Source organism: Moorella naiadis (nom. illeg.), assembly GCF_051020825.1.
In the GTDB taxonomy this organism is placed as follows: Bacteria; Bacillota; DSM-521; order Neomoorellales; family Neomoorellaceae; genus Neomoorella; species Neomoorella naiadis.
Map to the genome: position 1 here is coordinate 26,339 of NZ_JAXGFQ010000027.1, position 20,350 is coordinate 46,688.

Annotated in this window: 20 protein-coding genes and 2 riboswitches; of the genes, 1 reads left to right on the top strand and 19 read right to left on the bottom strand. The window is 51.5% G+C overall.

The window, feature by feature from the left end:
- Positions 1 to 35 precede the first annotated feature (35 nt).
- From SDD30_RS14065 to SDD30_RS14095, 7 genes are all read right to left on the bottom strand, one after another.
- On the bottom strand, positions 36 to 761 hold the full coding sequence (locus SDD30_RS14065; RefSeq protein WP_434075561.1) for a metal ABC transporter ATP-binding protein: 726 nt from the start codon (positions 759 to 761) through the stop codon (positions 36 to 38).
- A gap of 13 nt (positions 762 to 774) precedes the next feature.
- Entirely contained in the window at positions 775 to 1,599 is an 825-nt protein-coding gene (locus tag SDD30_RS14070; RefSeq protein WP_434075562.1) for a metal ABC transporter substrate-binding protein, read from the bottom strand.
- A gap of 330 nt (positions 1,600 to 1,929) precedes the next feature.
- Entirely contained in the window at positions 1,930 to 2,625 is a 696-nt protein-coding gene (locus SDD30_RS14075) for an anaerobic ribonucleoside-triphosphate reductase activating protein (RefSeq protein ID WP_434075584.1), read from the bottom strand.
- A 218-nt stretch (positions 2,626 to 2,843) separates the two neighbouring features.
- Positions 2,844 to 6,161 (bottom strand): ribonucleoside triphosphate reductase, encoded by a 3,318-nt coding sequence (locus SDD30_RS14080; RefSeq protein WP_434075563.1) that lies wholly within the window; start codon positions 6,159 to 6,161, stop codon positions 2,844 to 2,846.
- Positions 6,162 to 6,264: 103 nt separating this feature from the next.
- A riboswitch (cobalamin riboswitch) is annotated at positions 6,265 to 6,507 on the bottom strand.
- Positions 6,508 to 6,744: 237 nt separating this feature from the next.
- Positions 6,745 to 7,128 (bottom strand): hypothetical protein, encoded by a 384-nt coding sequence (locus SDD30_RS14085; RefSeq protein WP_434075564.1) that lies wholly within the window; start codon positions 7,126 to 7,128, stop codon positions 6,745 to 6,747.
- 129 nt (positions 7,129 to 7,257) lie between these two features.
- Positions 7,258 to 7,680 (bottom strand): Fur family transcriptional regulator, encoded by a 423-nt coding sequence (locus SDD30_RS14090; RefSeq protein ID WP_434075565.1) that lies wholly within the window; start codon positions 7,678 to 7,680, stop codon positions 7,258 to 7,260.
- 4 nt (positions 7,681 to 7,684) lie between these two features.
- Positions 7,685 to 8,062, bottom strand: coding sequence for an iron-sulfur cluster assembly scaffold protein (locus SDD30_RS14095; protein WP_434075566.1), 378 nt, complete (start codon positions 8,060 to 8,062; stop codon positions 7,685 to 7,687).
- 101 nt (positions 8,063 to 8,163) lie between these two features.
- On the opposite strand from SDD30_RS14095, the gene SDD30_RS14100 reads away from it, so the two are divergent.
- Positions 8,164 to 8,439 carry a putative Se/S carrier-like protein gene (locus SDD30_RS14100; protein WP_434075567.1) on the top strand — a complete coding sequence of 92 codons (276 nt, stop codon included), beginning with the start codon at positions 8,164 to 8,166 and terminating at the stop codon, positions 8,437 to 8,439.
- A gap of 29 nt (positions 8,440 to 8,468) precedes the next feature.
- Here the strand turns inward: SDD30_RS14100 and SDD30_RS14105 are convergent, their stop codons facing one another.
- The 12 genes from SDD30_RS14105 to SDD30_RS14160 all read right to left on the bottom strand — a co-directional run bounded on the left by SDD30_RS14105 (position 8,469) and on the right by SDD30_RS14160 (position 20,158).
- A complete protein-coding gene (locus SDD30_RS14105) occupies positions 8,469 to 9,755 on the bottom strand; it encodes an NAD(P)/FAD-dependent oxidoreductase (RefSeq protein ID WP_434075568.1) in 1,287 nt (428 codons plus the stop codon).
- Positions 9,756 to 9,761: 6 nt separating this feature from the next.
- A complete protein-coding gene (locus SDD30_RS14110; protein WP_434075569.1) occupies positions 9,762 to 11,708 on the bottom strand; it encodes an aldehyde ferredoxin oxidoreductase family protein in 1,947 nt (648 codons plus the stop codon).
- Positions 11,701 to 12,192 carry a 4Fe-4S dicluster domain-containing protein gene (locus SDD30_RS14115; protein WP_434075570.1) on the bottom strand — a complete coding sequence of 164 codons (492 nt, stop codon included), beginning with the start codon at positions 12,190 to 12,192 and terminating at the stop codon, positions 11,701 to 11,703. The genes SDD30_RS14110 and SDD30_RS14115 overlap by 8 nt, the downstream gene beginning before the upstream one ends.
- Before the next feature lie 63 nt (positions 12,193 to 12,255).
- Positions 12,256 to 12,564, bottom strand: a complete 309-nt coding sequence (locus tag SDD30_RS14120) for a MoaD/ThiS family protein (RefSeq protein ID WP_434075571.1) — start codon at positions 12,562 to 12,564, stop codon at positions 12,256 to 12,258.
- Positions 12,565 to 12,578: 14 nt separating this feature from the next.
- The gene (locus SDD30_RS14125) at positions 12,579 to 12,866 is read right to left on the bottom strand and encodes a hypothetical protein (protein ID WP_434075572.1); all 288 of its coding nucleotides are present in this window, start codon (positions 12,864 to 12,866) and stop codon (positions 12,579 to 12,581) included.
- A 224-nt stretch (positions 12,867 to 13,090) separates the two neighbouring features.
- Positions 13,091 to 14,872: a radical SAM protein gene (locus SDD30_RS14130; protein ID WP_434075573.1), complete on the bottom strand. Its 1,782-nt coding sequence runs from the start codon at positions 14,870 to 14,872 to the stop codon at positions 13,091 to 13,093.
- Positions 14,873 to 14,877: 5 nt separating this feature from the next.
- Complete coding sequence (locus SDD30_RS14135; RefSeq protein WP_434075574.1) at positions 14,878 to 15,492, bottom strand: class I SAM-dependent methyltransferase; 615 nt, start codon at positions 15,490 to 15,492, stop codon at positions 14,878 to 14,880.
- A gap of 93 nt (positions 15,493 to 15,585) precedes the next feature.
- Positions 15,586 to 16,707: an ABC transporter substrate-binding protein gene (locus SDD30_RS14140; protein ID WP_434075575.1), complete on the bottom strand. Its 1,122-nt coding sequence runs from the start codon at positions 16,705 to 16,707 to the stop codon at positions 15,586 to 15,588.
- Positions 16,708 to 16,740: 33 nt separating this feature from the next.
- On the bottom strand, positions 16,741 to 17,523 hold the full coding sequence (locus tag SDD30_RS14145; RefSeq protein ID WP_434075576.1) for an ABC transporter ATP-binding protein: 783 nt from the start codon (positions 17,521 to 17,523) through the stop codon (positions 16,741 to 16,743).
- Positions 17,520 to 18,572 carry a FecCD family ABC transporter permease gene (locus SDD30_RS14150; protein ID WP_434075577.1) on the bottom strand — a complete coding sequence of 351 codons (1,053 nt, stop codon included), beginning with the start codon at positions 18,570 to 18,572 and terminating at the stop codon, positions 17,520 to 17,522. Before SDD30_RS14150 ends, SDD30_RS14145 begins: the two co-directional genes overlap by 4 nt.
- On the bottom strand, positions 18,553 to 19,383 hold the full coding sequence (locus tag SDD30_RS14155; protein ID WP_434075578.1) for a Rossmann-like domain-containing protein: 831 nt from the start codon (positions 19,381 to 19,383) through the stop codon (positions 18,553 to 18,555). The genes SDD30_RS14150 and SDD30_RS14155 overlap by 20 nt, the downstream gene beginning before the upstream one ends.
- Before the next feature lie 116 nt (positions 19,384 to 19,499).
- Positions 19,500 to 19,637: riboswitch (molybdenum cofactor riboswitch) on the bottom strand.
- A gap of 74 nt (positions 19,638 to 19,711) precedes the next feature.
- Positions 19,712 to 20,158: an MOSC domain-containing protein gene (locus SDD30_RS14160; protein ID WP_434075579.1), complete on the bottom strand. Its 447-nt coding sequence runs from the start codon at positions 20,156 to 20,158 to the stop codon at positions 19,712 to 19,714.
- Between the last annotated feature and the right edge of the window lie 192 nt (positions 20,159 to 20,350).

The window sequence follows — 20,350 nt, forward strand, 5'->3', positions numbered from 1 at the left end:
CAACCCTTATGCCAGGATATGATCGCGCCTTACCCTTAAAAAAGCAGTTCCAGCACCTTTTCCTGGAGGAGAGCCTCCGGCGTTCCTGTTTGCCAGATGCGACCCTCTTTCATGAGTACCAGGCGGTCGCACAGGCCGTCCAGCCCCGCCAGGGAATGGGTGACCATTAAAGTAGTTAATTGCCGTTCCCTGTGGACACGCTGGACCAGGGCCAATATTTGCTGCTGCCCCTTCCGGTCCAGGGATGCGGTGGGTTCATCCAGGAGCAGGATTTCTGGTTCCTGGGCCAGGGCGCGGGCGATGGCCACCCGCTGCTGTTCGCCGCCGGAAAGGTGGCCGATGGGCCGCCCGGCCAGGTGTTCCATGCCCACCCATTGCAAAAGGTCGTCAACCCTGCGCCAGTCACGGGGGCCGGGCCGGCGGAAAAACCCCAGACGGCCGTAGCGGCCCATCATAACTACCTCCCTGGCTGTCACCGGCATCCGGGGATCAATGGCCGGCAACTGGGGCACATAACCGATCCTGCTCCGCAGGTCTGCCGGGCAACCGCGGGTTATGTCGCGGCCTAAAACCCAAACCTGCCCCCGGAGCAGGTGCCCCAAACCATTGATCAGCGTCAGCAACGTCGTTTTCCCGGCGCCATTGGGGCCGATGACCCCTATTAATTCTCCCTCCCTGATTTCCAGGGACACGCCCCGCAGGGCCACATCCTCACGATAGGATACGACGGCGTTTTTAATGCTAATAATCACCGCTGCCATAGACCTGTTGCCCCTATTTGGGGAAGGCCGCCAGGAGCAATTCTACGTTCTTTTGCACAGCCTGCTCCCATTTATCGGTCCCGGGCAGGCCGCCGGGGAAATTGGAGAGGGTAACCCGGCGGACTCCCAGCTCTTTAGCAATGCCCGCGCCGGCCTCCGGCCCGCTTTGAAGGTTATCAATGATCAACTTCACTCCCGCCTGGCGGCCCTTGTCCACCAGTTCTCGCACCCGCTGCGGTGTTAGTTCTTCGGGACGGCCGTAAGTACCGGCAACCTGCAAACCGGCCCAGCGGACAAAACCCTCCTGCTGGTTAGAGCAGAGAACTGTAACCTTACCGGCACCTGCCGCCTGCAGGCGGCCCTGCATTTCCCGGGCTACTTTAGCCGTCTGGTCAACTGCTTTTTGGGCGTTAGTCTGGTAATAATCTTTATTTCCCGGGTCTTTCTCCCCGAGGATGCCGGCCACGTTTCGCAAGGCCTCCTGCCAGACCGGCGGCGCCATCCAGTTACCCTTGATTGCTACTGACACCACTTCTAAGCCGGGATTTTTTGCCGAGGCGACTAGTTCTTTAGTGAAAAGCTGGCCCTGCCAGTCATGCATCAAAAAAACCCTGGCCTGGCCGAGCATGGCCACGTCCGAAGGTTTGATGTCAAAATGACCCGGGCAAATACCCGGCGGAATAATATTTTTTACCTCCACCCTATCCCCACCCACTTCCTGGACGGCCGTCATTAAGAGGGTGGTCCCGGTTACCACTTTAAATTTGCTGCCCGGTTGTTGGGAATCACAACCGGTAGCAATAAATAGCGCCAGGATCAATAAAACGATACCAGTCACTAAACGGCCCCTTGGTCTTCTAGTCCTTACAGAAAACATGACATCTAACCCCCATTTCTTTAAATAAATGGCCCCGACTTTGCCGGCAAACAAAAAACCATGGAAACTGCTCCGCGCCGGCGCAGAACCTCCATGGTTCTCTTCCTACAAATTAAGGCTGGCTCCTTATCCTGGCTCCCTGCCAGCTAATTTTCTAGTTAGTTATATTCGGCACTGGTTCAAAAACTCCTGCCCCCTCCTAATAAATTTTCTTGCGGTGCAATCAGAGCCGCCCTTCTTTTTTAATTGGAAACCTGGTGGCGCCGCTCCCGCAAATTTTTTGCGGAACCTCTAGCTTCTGATTTCCACCTTGGCAAAAAAAGGTTGTAATTTAGTAACAATATTTCTTAAAGTTATTTCCGGGTAAGGAATGAGTTCGCGTAAGCCGGGGTTCAATAGGTTTCCAGCGGGCCGGAATTGTTGCAATACATAGTACCGAGCCCCGGCCAGCATTTGGCCTATGGCCGAAAAATCTTCTTCCAGTAACAGGCCGGGAACTGCCGTAGTACGGAGTTCGCAAGCAATTTGGCTGTTTTTGAGGAGGGCGATGCTTTCCTTGATCGCTTCAAGGTCTACCCTGGTGCCGGTTAAAAGGTCGTACTTCGCCAGCGGAGCTTTCACGTCCATGGCCACATAGTCCAGGAGGTCCCCCGCCAGCAGCCTAGCGATAACGCCAGGCTGGGTGCCGTTAGTATCCAATTTGACTTTAAAACCGCTGGATTTCAGGGAGCGAATGAATTCCTCCAGCCCCGGCGCCAGGCTTGGCTCACCTCCAGTGATACAAACGGCCTGCACCCAGGAGCGGCGCCGGTTGAGGAAGCCGAAGATCTCCTCAACGCTTATTTCCGGTAAGGTAGACGGGCGTAGCACCAGGTCGGCGTTATGGCACCAGGGACAGCGGAAATTACATCCGCTCAGGAAAAGGGTGGTGCAAACCTCGCCGGGAAAGTCCACTAGGCTTGTTGGCTGGATGCCTCTAATGGTTATGGGTACCGCCCCCCCTTAAAACAGTCTCCCGGGCTATTCCCGGCACTCTGCTCCGGCCCTGCAGCTTAATGAATGCCTGGCGGCTATACGGGTTACCCGGTAATTTTTACCTGCCAGGCCTGGTGGACCCGCCTGTTTCCAGCCGGGCAACAGCAGGCCAGCATAATTTTTCACAGGGCTGTGCCGGGATCCCTCCTGCCCGGCGTTTCCTGGACCACCTAGCGGCCGGGTTGTTCGCCGCCGGTGACAGGCCGGAAGCTCTGCCGTTCCCGGAACTCCTCCTGCTTCCCTTTATTCCAGTTCTTCACTGGCCGGTAATAGCCGACAATACGGCTCCAGACCTCCGTTTCCCGGCCGCATTCCGGGCATGTCCACTGCTCGCCGGAAAGATAGCCGTGCTCGGGGCAGATGCTGAAGGTGGGCGTAATGGTGAAATAGGGCAGGCGGAAGTTATCCATCACCGTCTGTAAAAAGCGGCGGCAGGTGGCGGTATCAGTCACCCTTTCCCCCAGGTAGGCGTGCAAGACCGTGCCGCCGGTATATTTGAGCTGCAACTCGTCCTGATGCTCCAAGGCGGTAAAAACGTCGTCGGTGTAGCCGACCGGCAAATGGGTGGAATTGGTGTAATACGGTTCGTTGGCACCGGAAGTGATAATATCGGGATAAAAGCGCCTGTCCAGCCGGGCCAGGCGGTAAGAAGTACCCTCCGCTGGTGTGGCCTCCAGGTTGAAGAGCTGGCCGGTCTCTGTCTGGTAGGTGGTTAAGACGGAGCGCATAAAGTCCAGTATTTCTAAGGCCAGGCTCCTCCCCGCCCGGGTTTCGATGCCTTGCCCCATGAAGTTTAAGAGGGCCTCGTGCATGCCCACGATACCAATGGTATTGAAATGGTTCTCCCAGTACCTGCCGAAGCGTTCTTTAACCCGCCGCAGGTAGAACCGGGAGTAAGGATAAAGCCCCTGCTCCGTCAGCTTTTCCAGGATGTTACGCTTCAAAAGCAGGCTCTCTTTGGCCAGGTCCATCCTGCCCTTTAAGCCGCTGAAGAATTCTTCTTTAGTTGCGGAAAGGTAACCGAGGCGCGGCAAATTTATGGTCACCACGCCGCATGACCCCGTAAGGGGATTGGCGCCGAAAAGACCGCCGCCGCGTTTCTTGAGTTCCCGATTATCCAGGCGCAGGCGGCAGCAGTTGTGCGTAATATTACCCTGCGAGTGAACAAAATAGTGATTCTTGCCCAATTCTATATCATAAAAAACCTGTTCATAATCAAGCTGTTCTATGGTTGAATCGGCTACTTCTACTACTGCAAAATCTGCATTGCGAAGCCATTCTATCGTCTCGGTAGTAATACCCCATCTATCTATTGTGGAAAATCCTACAGTTTTACATCCGTAACTTTGATAAAGCATTGCACCGTCTTCAGAACGTATATATTTCTGTTCCACCAGAAATTCAGGTATATTATTGTGCAGCTTGTCTCGCATTACCCTGTCTCCCCTTGCTCCGCGCCCTAAAACGTGTTGTATTCGAATTACCTGGGAGTTTTGTTTTACTATATAGGTTGTACTAATCCCTACTAATTGCAGAAGCAGATTTAGTTCTTCTGCCAGCCGTTGGTCATTAATATGAATCTCCTTTCCATCGGTATAGCCATCACCATCGAAGAACCCTTCAATGAAAGATAAGATTATTTCTGGAGATACAGACCAAATCCATTTAGGAAGACTACCATATTTATGAACCTGATACTTTTCTTCTAATGTACGAGCAAACTCGCTGTTATATATATATCCTCTTAGAGAGTTCTCATAGCGAGGGTCTTGAATAAACTTCATATCATAATTCAAAAGCCGACGAACAACAGTTTTGGTCTTTTCAATTAGTGCTTGTTCCTTTTCATTAAAATTAATCTGGACTCCTCTATGCCGTTTTTTCCAATGTTCCCGTGAGTCATATAAATAATTACCATCAGCCACAAATAACCCCATAAACCAAGCTAATTCTTTGGAGACAAATTCTGTCTCTTGATTTAGAGCCCTTGAGCCATCACGCATCACCAAAAGAAAATCGCCGGTAGCAATATCACAGGCTTTCTTTGTTGTAATGCCATCTTTTGTATATACGGCCACTAAATGGTCTGGAGAGACGCTCATAGTTTTACCATCTTTGGTTCGAATATGAACAACAGCTCGATCAGTAACCTTAAGCAATCTTTTAATTTCCACCCACTCTAATTTACCTGACTTAGGGTTTAGGGAAAGAGACTCAACATGGTTATCTACCTCAAACCACTCATGGTCAAGCTGCTGTCCTTTGTTTTGTTCAAAAAGCTCTCCAATAGTTAATTTCCGGATGGTCCCATTTTCTCTAATCAAAATATCTTCTTCCGGGAAGAGACACATGCTGCGGACGTCCTCGGGCTTTAAATCGGAGTTGATAAAGTTGGCGAAGTAGGGGATGCCGTATCTGGCCGTCATGGCCATGATCTTGTCCGCCACCGGGCTATCCCAGGGAAAACCGGACGTGATGTTGTAAGTGGGTATGGGGAAGGTAAAAATGCGGCCCCTGGCGTCCCCCGCCGTCATGACCTCGCAAAAGGCCATATTCAGCCAGTCCATCTCCTGCTGGAAGTCACCGTAACACTCCTTCCGGCGCTCACCGCCGATGATCACCGGCTCGCTGGCCATCATCTGCGGCACTACTACATCCATAGTCAGGTTGACAAAGGGCGTCTGGAAACCCACCCTGGTAGGTACATTGAGGTTGAAAATAAACTCCTGCAGGGCCTGCTTGACTTCCCGGTAATCAAGGCCGTCGTAACGGATAAAAGGCGCCAGGTAAGTATCAAAACTGGAAAAAGCCTGGGCCCCGGCAGCTTCTCCCTGTAAAGTATAAAAGAAATTGGCAACCTGCCCCAGGACGGTGCGGAAATGCCTTGGCGGCGCGCTTTCCACCTTTTGTCCCACGCCGGCAAACCCACTTTCCAGCAAATCGACCAGGTCCCAGCCGCAGCAATAAGGCGCCAGCAATCCCAGGTCATGGATATGTATCTCGCCCTTTTCATGGGCTTCGCGAATAGCCGGCGGGTAAACCCTTTCCAACCAGTATCTGGAACTGACGGCGGCAATTATATGGTTGTTTAATCCTTGCAGGGAGTAATTCATATTGCTGTTCTCGTTAATGCGCCAATCCCGGCCGTCCAGGTAGCCCTGGACCATTTCCTGGACGTTGACCATAAGGCGGCGAAAATCCCGCCACTCGGCGTGCTGTTGCCGGTAAAGGATATAGGCCTTGGCCGTCCGGGCGTGGCCGTTCTCAATCAAGACCTTTTCTACCAGGTCCTGGACATCTTCCACGGTAGGCAACTTATTGACAAATCTTTCCGCCAGTAAGGCCGTTACTTGGTTGGCCAACCGGCTGGCCAGGCGGCGGTCCTGCCCACCTACGGCTACTGCCGCCTTATAAATAGCGTTGATAATTCTCTCTTCGGCAAAGTCCACCACCCGGCCGTCGCGCTTAATGATCTTCCTGGGTATCATAGTTTAATCAATCCCCTTTCGCCGACCAAAATTAATACCCCAGCCACGCCGGCGTAGCTGGGGCAAACTTTCCCCCACCTCACCTTCACCATGGCCGTGGCTTAACGGTGAAATCCCACGGGCAGGTCTCCTGGCTCAGGTTCAACGCTTCCTGCTGCCTTCCCGGGCCAACATTCAGCAGGAAATACCCATCGCTAAACTCTTAAATATAAAAAATCCTTAGCGGTGGATTAAAACCGGCTGAATGCGGTCCCGGTGGCCCCATTAGCAGGTGCTCCCCCTCACAGTGGCGGCACCGCGCCGGTTTTGCACCGGCTTCCCTGACACCCATCGGATTTACTTTTGCTTTATCTTTATAATAATGTTCGGCACAACAAGGAAAGTTCCTGCCAGTAAAATTATCTTTAACCGTAAAAGAATCTCCCTCCTTCTGGCCGGGACCCCGGCCCTGACGTCCGGGCGGTCATTGGAGTAAAAGCTTGCTCCAGGTTGTCCTCCGCAATAAAGAAATAGACAAGCAGAGCGGTAACTATACCGCCCTGCTTCTTTTTGCTACCTGCTAGATATTGCTGTATGTTCCAGCTTACTCCACACCATTGAACTGATGGTCAACATTGGCCCCCTGGGGGTCGCTGTGACCGCCACCAGGCAAATTCTCGTTGGCCTCTTCTTTGGTCTTTACTTCTTTACCCTTTGCTTCTTCGGCAGCGGTACCCTTTTCCGTATCCGTACCCTTGGTATCCTGGAGTTGTGAACCCTGTTGCACCTGTAAATTGTCCTTGTCGACGGTCCCAACAGCTTTTTCCTCCGGTGTCTGGGCCGGCTGGACCTGAGCCGGTTGGACTATCGCCGGTGGTGGAGTGGTAGGTGCCGCCTTGGCTGCCTGGCTGTAGGCCGTGCTAATGCCGATTACCGAACCGAGCAGCATGACACCCGTTCCTACTGAGGCCAGCAACTTTTTGTTCATCGAACATTACCCCTTTCCGGGCTGGATTTTATCGGGTTTATCGCCCGACAAGGATATAATAAGCCGCCTCTATTAAAGGGGCATTAAGGCTCGATTAGACTTTTCTAATGCTGGCCATTCTTGCTCATTTTATTCCCGGCAGGCGGGGCAATAACCAAAGAAGATCGTCGAGGCATTAAGGACCTGAAAACCCTTTTTTTCTATCTCTTCATCTACTGTCGGCCTTTGCTCTTTATGAAACTCGAAAATACGGCCACACTTGAGGCAGACAAAATGATTATGCGGCACTTTTTGAGTCTCATAACGGGCCGTTCCATTCAGGGTCGGTGCCTTTTGAATAAGGCCCATCTGGACAAAGAGATCTAATGAGCGGTAGACAGTGGCTACCCCTACCGTCGGGCAATAGCGGCGCGCCGCCTGGTAAATAGATTCTGCTGTGGGGTGTTCCCGGGATAATTCCAGGAAAGCTTTAAGTACCGCCTGGCGCTGGGGCGTTAAACGCCGCTCGCTCTGGCGAAATTTCTCTACATCGAAAACTACCATTGCAGACATTTTTCTAGCCACCTGCTTTCAATTTAGCTTGGTAGTTACGAATGGCTTCATGCAGGGCGCTGGCGCCCAGGTTGGAGCAGTGCAGTTTAATTTCCGGCAAGCCGCCAATGGCTGCCGCCACATCAGCATCAGTAATCTGCAAGCCTTCCGCCAGGGTTTTCCCTTTAGCGATTTCCGTTAGTATACTGCTGGTGGCTATAGCCGCCGGGCACCCATGTACCTGAAACTTAACGTCACTTAGGCGATTATCTTGAACTTTGATATAGACACACAGGAAATCGCCGCAGCCAGGATCGCCAATAGTGCCTATACCATCCGCGTCCTTAATTATGCCGACATTACGCGGGTTTAAAAAATGATCGAGAACAAGTTCCCCATACATTACCCTTGCCCCCTAACGTCCAGCTAAGTTAAGTAATGTATTAATCAACTTTCTTGTTAATGGGCATCTGTTCAGTAATATTATAAACCTATTATGGGCCTATGTCAATAAATATTAAAAGCCCTAATCGTAGGGCCCAAAACTGCACTCTTTCAAGCCAAAGGCTCGATAATTTTTACAATGGTAAGAGAAGCTATGAAAGCCGAAAAGTGGCTAAAAAGGCCAGGTTTAATTGCAGACTGGTAGCGCCCCCGCCGTCGATGCGCAAAGGCTGCGACCTGGCCCTGGAAATAGATCTGGTGAAGCAAGCGGCTATAGCTCAGGCACTTGCCGGTAAAGTGTCCTTTATGGGCATATATCCCTTTATAAAGGGGTGAGCATCTCCAAAGGAAAATCAAAAGGCGAGTTATTCTTCCCCTCCTTTAATCGGTGCGGCGCTATCCGCTTTTAATAAATCTGCCCATACTTTAGCCCGGTAAGTGCTAAAATTATAGACCTTCCTAGCCCCTTCCCGCCGTAAAAAACCGGCAGGTTTTTCCTCGGCCACCAACCATCGGTAATAACCTATATTCCTGATATCACCAACCAGCACCGCTCCAACCAGGTGCTCCTGGCGGAATATAAATTTAAGATAATTTTCCTCCCTCTCCAGTACCGTAACTTCCTCGTCTCCCTCCCGGGGGCGGGTCCAGCCTACAGATGCGGCCTGAAGGCCGAAAAAGGAAGCCGCGTTTACCCGGACACCTGTATGGGCCAATTCTTGCGCGCCCGCCATATTAGCACCCGCTGCAGCTCCCTGGAAAACGGCATTAGGCCACATGGCGTTAACTGCTCTCTGTTGCCTTAGGGGGTCGTAAGTCTCGCAAACATCGCCGGCAGCGTACACCACTTCACTATTGGTCCGCTGGTAAGCATCTACTACTATGCCCTTATTTACCTGCAAACCCATTGATTTGGCCAGGTCGGTATTTGGCACTACACCTTTGGCAATAATGGCCAGCCGGGAAGAAATCTCTTCGCCGTTCTCCAAATGAATGCCTTCTAACCGCTCCCGGCCCGTAAAGGCGCTGACATCGTAGCCAAAGGTTATCTTAATACCGGCCCGCTCCATTCTTTTTTGGATAATGGCCGCCGCCTTTTCGTCCAGCATTTGTGAAAGTATCTGCCTCGACTTTACCACTAAAAGGACCTGACCTCCACGGCGGGCCATGGCCTCGGCCGATTTTAGGCTGACCAACCCTCCTCCCAACACCACTACAGGAGCGCCTGGAGCTTCATCCAGTATTTTCATTACCTTTAAAGCATCCGCCATGGTCCGCATCCCGGTTACGCCCTCCAGGGAGCTGCCGGGCACCCGGGGAAGCTGGGGAGAAGCCCCGGTAGCCAGGAGCAAACGGTCGAAAATCAGGGCTTCTCCATTTTCTAAATAAACCGTCCGTCCCTCAAGGTCGGCCCCTACCGCCCTTTGACCCAGGACGGTCTTGATGCCAAGCCTTTGGTAAAAGTCCGGTGGCCGCATGAGGATATCTTCCCACCGCGCCGTGCCGGCCACTATATTGGTAATAAAAATCCTGGAATAAGCCGGGTGGGTTTCATCCGCTACAATGGTTATTTCCCCCGAATGATCTGCGCTTCTAATTGCTTCCGCCGCTGTAACCCCGGCCGCACTGTTGCCGATGATAAGATAACGCATCAGGCATCACTCGCTTTGTCCTGTTTTTATATCCTGGCGCGAGTAGATTAATTTTTCCCGCCCAATCCTTTCTACCGCTTCTTCCAGGCCGAGTTCTTTTAGCTTGGTGATAGTGGGATAACCGGTCCCGGCATCCCAGTCGCGTAGATAGTAATATTCTTCTAGCATTGGTTCCAGCCGGCACACCAGACCCCTGGCAGCCGCCGAAGGGCTGGGTTCTTCCAGGAAGCGACGCGGTAAAGTATCGTCTTTCCGGGAGATGCCGCAAAGGATGTTATAACAGCGCTGCAAATTGTAAATGCGTTCGCCGATTTTCTTCAGCTCCGGCACATCAAGATCTAAGCCGGTGGCGTAACGAATTGCCTTCGCCATATCCTCCCAGTAAATCTCAGCCAGGACAAAGGTACCACCCGATTTACAATTGCCGGAGCTGTCCACTACGGCGGCGAAGTCTTCGCCATCTTTCACTAGGAAACCCTTATATTTAATGCTGCGGGGGTCAGCCATCTCCGGCAGGTACTCCTTGCCATAGCGCCGCTCGGCCTCAGCCGGATAACCGGTTTCATCTATCGTGGGAAATCCCTTCAGGTGATCGGCCCCCCTGTTAGAAGTTACATGGGCCAATCCCATAGACTGCTGGGCTCGCCCGTCCTGGGCTGCAATCTCCTGGCCCTTGACGTGCATGGCGTAATACTCGGCGCCGCGTCCTATCCTTGCGGCGGCCCTTTTTACCCCTTCCGCCAAAAGGTCGCCCAGGCCCTGCCTGTAGGTAATCATTTCTAAAAGCTTAAAAGTAGTGTCCATATTACCCCAGGAAAGATCCAGACCTTCAACTTCTTTTTTGGTAAGAAGCCCTTTCTCCCACAATTCCATGGCGAACGAAATGGCCCGACTTGCGGAAATGTTATCAAGCCCCAACCGGTCTGTCATATCGTTGGCCTTGAGGATGGCAGCCAAATCACTATTTAAAATATTGGCACCAAAGCCATTCAAGGCTTCGTATTCAAAACTCCGGCCGGCCAGCCCTTGGTAAGTCCCCTCGTTTACCCTGAACAATTTATCGCAGGCGACCGGGCAAGCGTAACAGGCCAGGTGCTTGACAAAATACTTTTGGTGCAGGGTCTCGGCATTGATGTCGTCGGCCCGTTCATAGGCGCCGTATTGGAAATTTTTAGTGGGGAAGCGCCCGATCATATTCATTATGGAAACAATTCCGGGCGTCCCGTATTTAGAGACAGCCGGGTAAATTTCATTGGCCCGCAGGCGCCGGTGCAATTCCAAAGCCAGGTTGTAAAACTCGGCCGGGTAAGCGATAGCCACTCCTTTAGTCCCCCGGACTACCACTGCTTTCAAATTCTTAGAACCCATCACCGCGCCCATACCGCCCCTGCCTAACGAACGCTGGGGGGTAACTTGAATACAGGCGTAACGCACTAGGTTCTCTCCTGCCGGGCCGATGCACGCCGTTTTGATATCAGGGTCGCGCATTTCTGCTTTCAAGGCCTTCTCGGTCTCAATGGTATCTTTGCCCCAAAGATGAGAGGCGTCGCGAATCTCTACCAGATTATCTTCAATATACAGGTATACCGGTTGGGAAGCTCGCCCCTGGAAAACTATCATATCATAGCCTGCGAATTTAAGTTCCGGCCCCAGGAAACCGCCGGCATTGGAATCACCGTAAATGTTTGTCAGCGGCGACCTGGCGATGGCTTCGACCCGGCCGCTGTTCGGGATGAGGGTGCCTCCCAGGGGCCCTGTGGCCAGGATAAATAAATTGTCAGGGGAAAGGGGGTCGACTGTAGGAGGCACCTTTTCCCATAGAAGGCGGCTGCCAAAACCGTTGCCGCCCAAATATTTTTCCGCCAGGTTTTCCTCCAGAGGGATGATCTTGATCTTCGCGGTGGTAAGATCGACCTGTAATATGTTGCCGGCATAGCCCTTGTATTTAAACACTTTGTTCCACCTCCCGCAAAACTTTAAGCGATTCAGCCAGATGGGCCACCGCCCGGCGCCGTTTGGCCAGGACCGCCTCCGGTCCTTGCACCAGCTTAATGGCCCCTGTCGGGCAAATCTTGACACACTCCGGGTCCCCGCCGCAAAGATCGCACTTAAACGCCTGGCCGCGCCAGGGATCAAAGGCCACGCCGCCGAAAGGACATGAAGCCACGCACATCTTGCAACCCATGCACCGGCCGGTATCAATTTCCCAGGCCCCGGTTGCAGGATTGCGTTTGATGGCCTGGACAGGGCATACTTCAGCGCAGACGGCTTTCTCGCACTGCTGACAAGTAAAGGGGATATAAAGGATTTCTTCTTCATACTTGAGGACTGAGATGCAGGATTTACTCGGCCAGATGGCTTTTTCTCTCCGGTAAGAACAAAAAATCTCGCAAAGACGGCAACCGGTACAAACTTCCGGGTTAATATCCAGGTACAAAAGTTTTTCCTCCTTTCCGGTAAAGGGCCAGATCTCAGTTAAATACTTACTAAACCCAATTGATTAACCACCAGCTACAGCCAAAAGCAGAACTAGTTCCGCCCCCGCAGGAATAACCTGGTTTAGGACCTCCCCCCCTTCCTGAGTAAGAAGTCGGCCGTCAGCTAGGATGAGCAGGCCGGTATTAAGCTCCCCCGGGGCGCGGAAAACAAGCCTGGCCAATGCCGCACCATACTTCCGGGTAAGAAAATTTAGGATCTCCTTTAAAGTTATCCCTTCACCTTGCCGCCCCACCTCCGACCATGAGATTTTCTCGGACGTTTTTCCCGTGGCAGCGGCAACTAAATTGTAATATTTAACTGTAATTTCCATCTCTACCTCCCCATCTAAACCAGATTAACCACCATGGCTATGGAGGTTGTCCCCGGATTAAAGTAAATACTGGCGTAGCAGGCAGGCTCATCCTCTAAAGTCAACCATTTCTCCTCCCACCATAAAAGCGGCGTTGAAACATCAATTTCTTCCCCATCGACCAACCCCAATGTTTCCTTGGCTTCAGGGGAAAAGTTATTGGTACGCCTTAAATCCCCGTGGACCACCCGCGGCAACCGCCCCTGGCTCTTTAATAAATCTAAAAAATCGGTTATACTTGTACTTACGTCTATCAAGTACATATAATATAATACGCTCCTGCCTTCAATTTCCCTGCCAATCATAAAAAAATTTTTACCAATGGCCCTGCATGCCATAAGGGTAAACTCTTTCTTTACTGTTTCTTCCGCCTTTACTATTTCTGCAGCCACAAAAATAAAGGGCGAATTATCTCGCCCTTCAACGCACCTTTACCAAACCTTATCGGAATGGTTAACCACACTAGCGGCTCATTAATGGCTCCCGCCTATTGCCACATCCATTTTGTGCTTGGTTTACCAAAAGAACGATTGAGGTCGCCTATCCTGAATTTCGTCTTATAAAATCTCTGATAAAACTCTTCTGCTGTGGCAAAAACATCAAAATTAAATATTTCGGGATGAAGTATATTGGCCATATACAGCAAACCCAATATCCACCTGGGACTCCCGAAATCCCAACCCGGAGCCGGGTGATTATATATTCTTTTGTTTCTTACCGCTTCGACGTCCACACCGGCCGCGCAACAATCGGCATAAAAATCTTCAACAGGTGCAGATATAAATGCTGAGATAAATATAATTTGCGGGTTGAGGGCATTTAGTTTTTCAACTGAAATTTTCCTGCCCGGCCTACCGTTGCCTTCTATTTCTTTATTAACGCTAATTCCGCCCGCCGCTTCAACTAATTGATTTTCAAAACGTTCCCCTTTAATGCAAAAAAGCGGTTTGCCCATGGCGTAATAGACCCGGGGTTTATTGCTGCTAAAACGCAATCCTGTTGTAACCAATGAAACCTTTTCTTCCAGGTAGGAGGCCAGTTCTTCAGCTTTGTTCTCTAGCCGGATTACCCTGCCGAAATACCTGATTGTTTGCATATATGTTTCCAGGTTTTGCAGGTCACGATGTAGTTGCGCCAACATATGATTACCAAGTACCTCTTCCCAAACCTGTAATATTCTCTTTTTATCGCTAACACCCATGGTAATTAATATTGCTTCCATCATTTCTAAAGCCCTGGTAAAAGGATAGCCACCCTGAAAATCACCTTCCTGGTACTTTGTTTTTGCTAAGGTTCCCCTAATACTTTTTAATTCTTGCCCACACCCGAGGCACGTATTGACCCTGCTGAAACCTATATCTGCCAATCTCAGTTTGGCCCCCATTGGCCCGTAAAAATCCCGCTTATAAATGATTTCCCCGCAATTGGGACAAAAGGTATTCAGGTAATCAGTGCCGGGAGAATTGAAAAGGTATACATGTTTGAGATATTTTTGCAAGCGCTGGCAAAGTTTTTCTGCCTCCCGTATTGAAGGCTCCAATTTAGGATTGGCATCTTCCAACGGTATAAAGCGCATTATCTGTAGGGGTATATCCTTGGATATTTGCGCTATATGCCGGGCGAGATTTAAAATTTCTTCTTCATTATGGTGTTGATAGATACACGAGATCTCAACATGAATACCGCTTGCATAAAGTTTTTTTAGGTTGCGCCAAACCGGCTTCACCGTGCTGCCGCCACAGCCACGATAAGCTTGGTCAGACAGGCCTTTAATACCAACATTGATAAAATCCAAATCATCAATTATTTGAGCTAATGAGGTTTCAGTGAAATAAGCGTTTGTAGAACAACCTACCAGCAGGCCGCAGCTTTTGGCAACTCTGGCGACTCTAATAAAGGTTGGCAATGAAGCCAGGGGATCGTTCATTAGAAAAGCAATTCCGATACAATCGTTTTTTATTGCTTCGTTTACCACTTTTTCCGGCGCTAGTTTACGCAGTGCCCTGCTGGCAGGATCCATTTCTCTGGCGATGACTGTGGCAATGCACCCACTACAATTAAAATTGCACCCGGCAGTGCTAATTTGGAGGAATTTACCTCCCGGGTAAAAATGCAGTATAGGCATTGTTTCGATCGAAATCGGACAAACAACGAGATAGTTATCGGGATAAAGTTCCGTTATTTCTTGCCCGTTATTTTTATAAAGGCCGCACGCCCCTGTTTTGCCTTCTGGAATTAGGCAAGCTCTTTCGCAAATAGTACACTTCATAGATCTTACTTCCATATTAATATCCATAGTCCGGCTTCACCCTTATCTATTTCAAATTTAGAGATTCCCGCTGCCTCTATTGTTTTCACAAAAATTTCCACTGCATTTTTACCAATATTTTTGTTGATTCTTTCCTGCCAGTTTCTATCTTTTTGCGCCATCCTGGCGTCAATTAGCTTTTTTAGTTCGGCATTACCAAAGCCCCCGCCAATAAAAGCTGCTCCTTGCGGAGCTAGCACCCTGTATATTTCTTGGAACGCCCTTTGCTGGTTTTCCCAAAAAAACACTGAACCTCTACTTATTACAAGATCCACTGATTGATCTTTTAACGGGATTTCGTGGATATCACCACGCAACGTTCTGGCTCTTTGTTGCAAACCATGAGCGGCGATATTTCGAGCCGCTATTTCCAGCATTTCAGGTGACTTGTCAAATAAATAGATAAACAACTCGGTAATACCAGCCAGGGCAATCCCCAGATAACCGCCACCGCAACCGGCATCAAGGCAGGTCCCCCGGGTTATGCCTGTTTTTTGTTTTATTTGTTCAGCAATAACGGGATAAATTGGGGCAAATACCTCCCGGGCGACCTGATCAAATTCTTCAATATTAATTTCCACTTTAATACCCCCGCTTTCCATATAGCAACGATAGCAACGTCATGTTTCGGCCGGAGACCTAAGGGACGGGTAACCCCGCCCCCTTTTCTAATTTTATCTGGCCCCGGCTAAAAGGGCTCCTACTTCCTGGTTGGACAAGTTGTAGTGGTAGAACTTGGCATAAAAATCCTTAACCGTTGCCACCAGATCATAATTAAAGACATCCGGGTAAAGGAGGTTGGCCAGCCACTTCACCCCAATGAGGCGGTTGACGGAAGGCGGTCGGTCGAACCAGTTGAAGGGCCCGTGGGGGACCTGGTAAACGCGGTGGTTTTGCACAGCTCTAAGGCTCTGCCATTTAGGGTCTTTAAGGATAGTTTCGTAAGCGCCTCCCTGGGCTACGTTCCAGGAGAGGATAAGGTCAGGGTTCCAGGATAGCACTTGCTCCATGGATACGGAGCTCATACCCATGCCCCCCGGACCGCGCTGGGGTGGAATGGCCGCCACGTTGATGCCGCCGACAAAGTCTAGTACCTGGGTATGCTGGGAAGTGGCGGGATCCGTCTGCAGGCCGCTAGCCCCTTCGGCGTAATAAACCCGTACCTTCCTATCCGGAGGTATTGCCTTAACTTTAGCGGCCACTTCGTTGAGAGTGTCCCGGCAGTAAGCCGCCAACTCCTGGGCCCGTTGCTTCTCGCCCAGCAAGTCGCCCATGAATTCATAGGCTTGAGCCAGCTTCGTGAGTTCGCCGTCAACCATCACCACCGGTATCTGCAACTGCTGCTGGATCTGTTCTGCCTGGGAAAGGGCCGTGTTGTCCATGTAGCCCATGGAAAGGATGACCTGGGGGTGGATTTTTAAGATCTCCTCGATATTGGCCGTGTTTTTAGCATACCAACCCCCCAGGTTAGGCAATTTCTGGTACCCGGGTAAAATAAACTTTCTCTCTACCTCATTTAAGTTATAATTCCACCCCGCCAGTTTCTCCGGCGCCAGGGTATAAACCATGATGCTCCCCACCGGGCTGGTGGCGAAGACCTTGTTGACGTGGGTTGGAAGGCTGACCTGGCGACCGGCCATATCAACTATAGACCTATTAGCTGCTCCTTGACCGGCAGGAGCCTGGCCGGTTGCTTTCCGGCCACTCCCTTGCGAGCCGCAACCCGCCAGGACGACAGTCAAGATCAGAATGGCCAGGAGCAGGCTGACCCATTTACAGGTAAAACGCTTCAACATGATTTTTCCCTCCCGTTAATTTTTTTGTAACATTCATTTGCTCACCGGAATGCATACCCGGGTCTCATTGCAACCCGGTAATTCGACCCGGATTATTTTTACGTCTACGCCGTACAGGCTTTTCAGGCTTTCTTCGGTCAACGTTTCCTCCGGCCGGCCCAGGCTATAGACCTGACCTTTCTTCAGAAGCATTACTTTACTGGCATAGAGGAGGGCGTGGTCGGGAAAGTGGGAAGCCATGATTATGGCCAGCCCCATCTGCGCCAGCCTCTTGATGTGGCTCAGGACCATCACCTGGTTGCCAAAATCCAGACTGGAAGTGGGTTCATCCATAATTAACACTTGAGGCTGCTGGGCTAGCGCGCGGGCGATAAGTACCAGTTGCCTCTCACCGCCGCTGATCTCGGTGTAAACCCGGTCCTGGAGATGGGAGATATTTAAAGCGGCCATGGCCTCTTGAACGATCTCCTTATCCTCAGGCGATGGCGCGGCGAAAATTCCCAGGTGAACCGTCCGGCCCATGAGGACCACATCCAGGACTTTAAAGGGGAAGGGTGGGGTATGGGCCTGGGGGATATAGCCCATCACCCTGGCTATCCGGGCCTGCGGCCAGCCGCAGATATTTTCACCACCGAGGAGGATCTCTCCCGCCTGAGGTTTTATCAGACCCAGGATAGTTTTGAAAAGTGTCGTCTTCCCCGAACCGTTGGGCCCCAGCAGGCACATTATTTCCCCGGACTCTACCGCCATAGATACCCCGCTGACGACCGCCCGGCCCCAGTAGCCACAGATCACACCTTTAAGCTCCAGCTTCATGACCATCCCCTCCGGGTATGCTGTAACAAATACAGGAAAAAGGGAGCGCCAATCAAAGCAGTGAGGATACCCAGGGGGATTTCCACCGTTGCCAGCACCCGCGCCAGGTCGTCAACCAACAGCAGGTAGGCGCTCCCCATCAGGATGGTGGCCGGCAATAAAACCTTATAATTGGGCCCTACCACCATGCGAGCCAGATGGGGAACCAGTAACCCCACCCACCCAATGATGCCGCTGATGGAGACGCAGGCTGCGGTCATCAGGGTGGAGCACAGGATGACAATCAACCTTAACCTGGCGGTTTCCAGGCCCAGGGCCCGGGCTTCCTCTTCCCCCAGGGAAAGGACGTTAAGGCGCCAGCGCAGGAGGTAGAGGGGTATTATTCCCAGCAGCACCGGCACCAGGGCCGCATAAACGTCCCGCGGCGAAATCGACGCCAGGCTGCCCATGAGCCAAAAGGTAATGGCTGGTAATTTATCGTAGGGATCAGCCAGGTACTTAATTAAGGAAGTACCGGCAGAAAACAGGGTACCGGTGAGGATACCGGCTAGGACCAGGACCAGGGAAGGGTCGTGGCGAATCCTGCTGCTTAAGGTGTAAGCCAAAAATACGGCCAGGAGGCCGCAGAGGAAGGCGCTGACCTGGATGCCGATTACCCCCAGGGAGAAATAGATGGCCAGGGCGGCGCCGAAACCGGCGCCGGCCGAGGCGCCCAAGATGTCCGGTGAGACCAGGGGGTTTTTAAACATCCCCTGGTAAGCGGCGCCGGCGGTCGCCAGGGAGGCACCGACCAGCATGGCAGCGATAATGCGCGGCAGGCGTACCTGGAAGACTACTGTTGCCATTGTGGCCGGCCAGGTGGGTTCGATCGGAAATACCTTTGCCGCCAGGATGGTTAGGAGTTGCCCGGGGGATATGGCATAACGGCCCAGGGGAAAAGAGAGCAGGAATACCAGCAGCGGTAGGGCCGGCAAAGCGACTTCTCTCCAGCGGTACCCCCTGGCCAGGGGTATATCAGGCGAAGTTTTCCTAGCCAGCGCCAATCGCACTAAACCCCCTCCCCATCATTATCTGAACGGCCTGTTCCCGGCTCTGCCTGTTCCTCGCTCCAGCAAGCCCTTCATCCCGGCTCACCTGAACCATGCGGCCGCCGCCCTTGAATATCTCCAGGCAGCCGCCTTCCTGCACCACCCGCCGTATCAACTCCGGTTCCATAACCACGGTCCCCGCCAGGGTATCAATACCGTAATGAAACAACGCGGGAGTCATAGGCGTGCTGGGGCCCACCAGGATCACCCGCGCCTGGCGGCTGAGCTCCACAAGGCGGGGGAAGGTTTTATTGATCAGGGTGGTAGCAGTTATAAAGACATAATCCTGCACCGGGAGGATATACTCACAGGCAGGGTCGGGTAAATCTCCGGGACCGGGACGGCGTTCAAGAATAGTTAACCTGCAGTTCCGCGCCAGGGGTTCCAGGTCGGGGAAATGGCCGATGATGGTTACCTTTTTGCCCTTAACCTGTTCCTGAAAGTAGGTAAAGGCGCTCACCTGGGGCTGGCTGCTTAAAGGCCGGCCGCAAAGACTCTCTACTTGCTCCGGCGTGTTCAAAACCGAATTTATAGCCGCCAAGCCCAGAGCGGCTTCAAAATTATTCCAAGACTTGATGTGCACCGCTAGTTCTCGCACTGGCATCCCTTTTATTTTCCCGGCCAGCTTAATGCGCGGATGGCCCTCCAGGGGCGTCATCACCAGGCCGGTAGCCCGGGAACGGACCAAGACCCAGTTAAGGCCGACGAGACAATCTTCTACCTCCAAATCCGGCGGCACACCAGCGATTAACTCATCATAGATCGCCCACATAACTATGCCCCCTTAATTTGGCTCTACCATCTGGTAGGAGGCGCCCATAACGCAAGGCACCGCTCAAAACTAAAGCCCCACCTGCAAGAAGGTGGGGCTAATAAAAGCCATAAACAGCCACTAATCAGCCACCTCCTTATACTCAAACCTGGGAAGGTATGCCAGTTTCCCGGTATACCCCGTGGGCCTCGCAGCCCAGGCCGGCCACCATAGATCGCTCCTTAGGTTAGTCCGGCTCGGAGATGTCAATATTTTATTTTATGACCTTAAGTCTAATTAACCATATTCAACATGCGCTCTAAAACTCCTGCCTGTCGGCATAAAATTCTTATTCTCCCGCATCCCCGTTTAAAGTCACCCGGTCACCTTCTTTTACCCAGCCACTTTTTATCACCCGGCAATAAATACCTTCGGTCTTCAAAGGCGCCGGCCCCGGAAAAAAGAGGCTTGAAGGTTCATCTTCCTGCTTACCGATTTGTGTAACCTCAACCATTGCTTCTCCTACTAAAAGTCTAGCCCCTACCCCAACTCCCTCTAAATTAATGCCCTGGACGGTAATGTTTTCGGCAAAATCACCCGGTTGAAAGGGAAGGCCTAAGGCCCCGGCCAGTTCTTCAGCCCTTTCAGCCATAAAAACGCTCACCTGCCGGCTTGTTCCCGCATGGGCGTCCCCTTGCAAACCGTAATCAGCCAGCAAATAACCTGAACCAACGTTAATTTTCTTTATTCCTCTCCGCGCACTAAGATTAACACCGATAACTTTGCCTGTCGACATAACCTACACCTCTCCTGTACAAACTGGAAAATTAGCATTGTTCTCAGGTTCGTAGAATTTAAAGGTGCCGTTTATATATGAATACCAAAGTAGATAAAAATATATTTAAGGGACACATGATTCCGGTGCAAAAACCCTCTCAAAACACCTTCAAATCGACATAATGTAGCAGGAATATTTACCATAACGGCG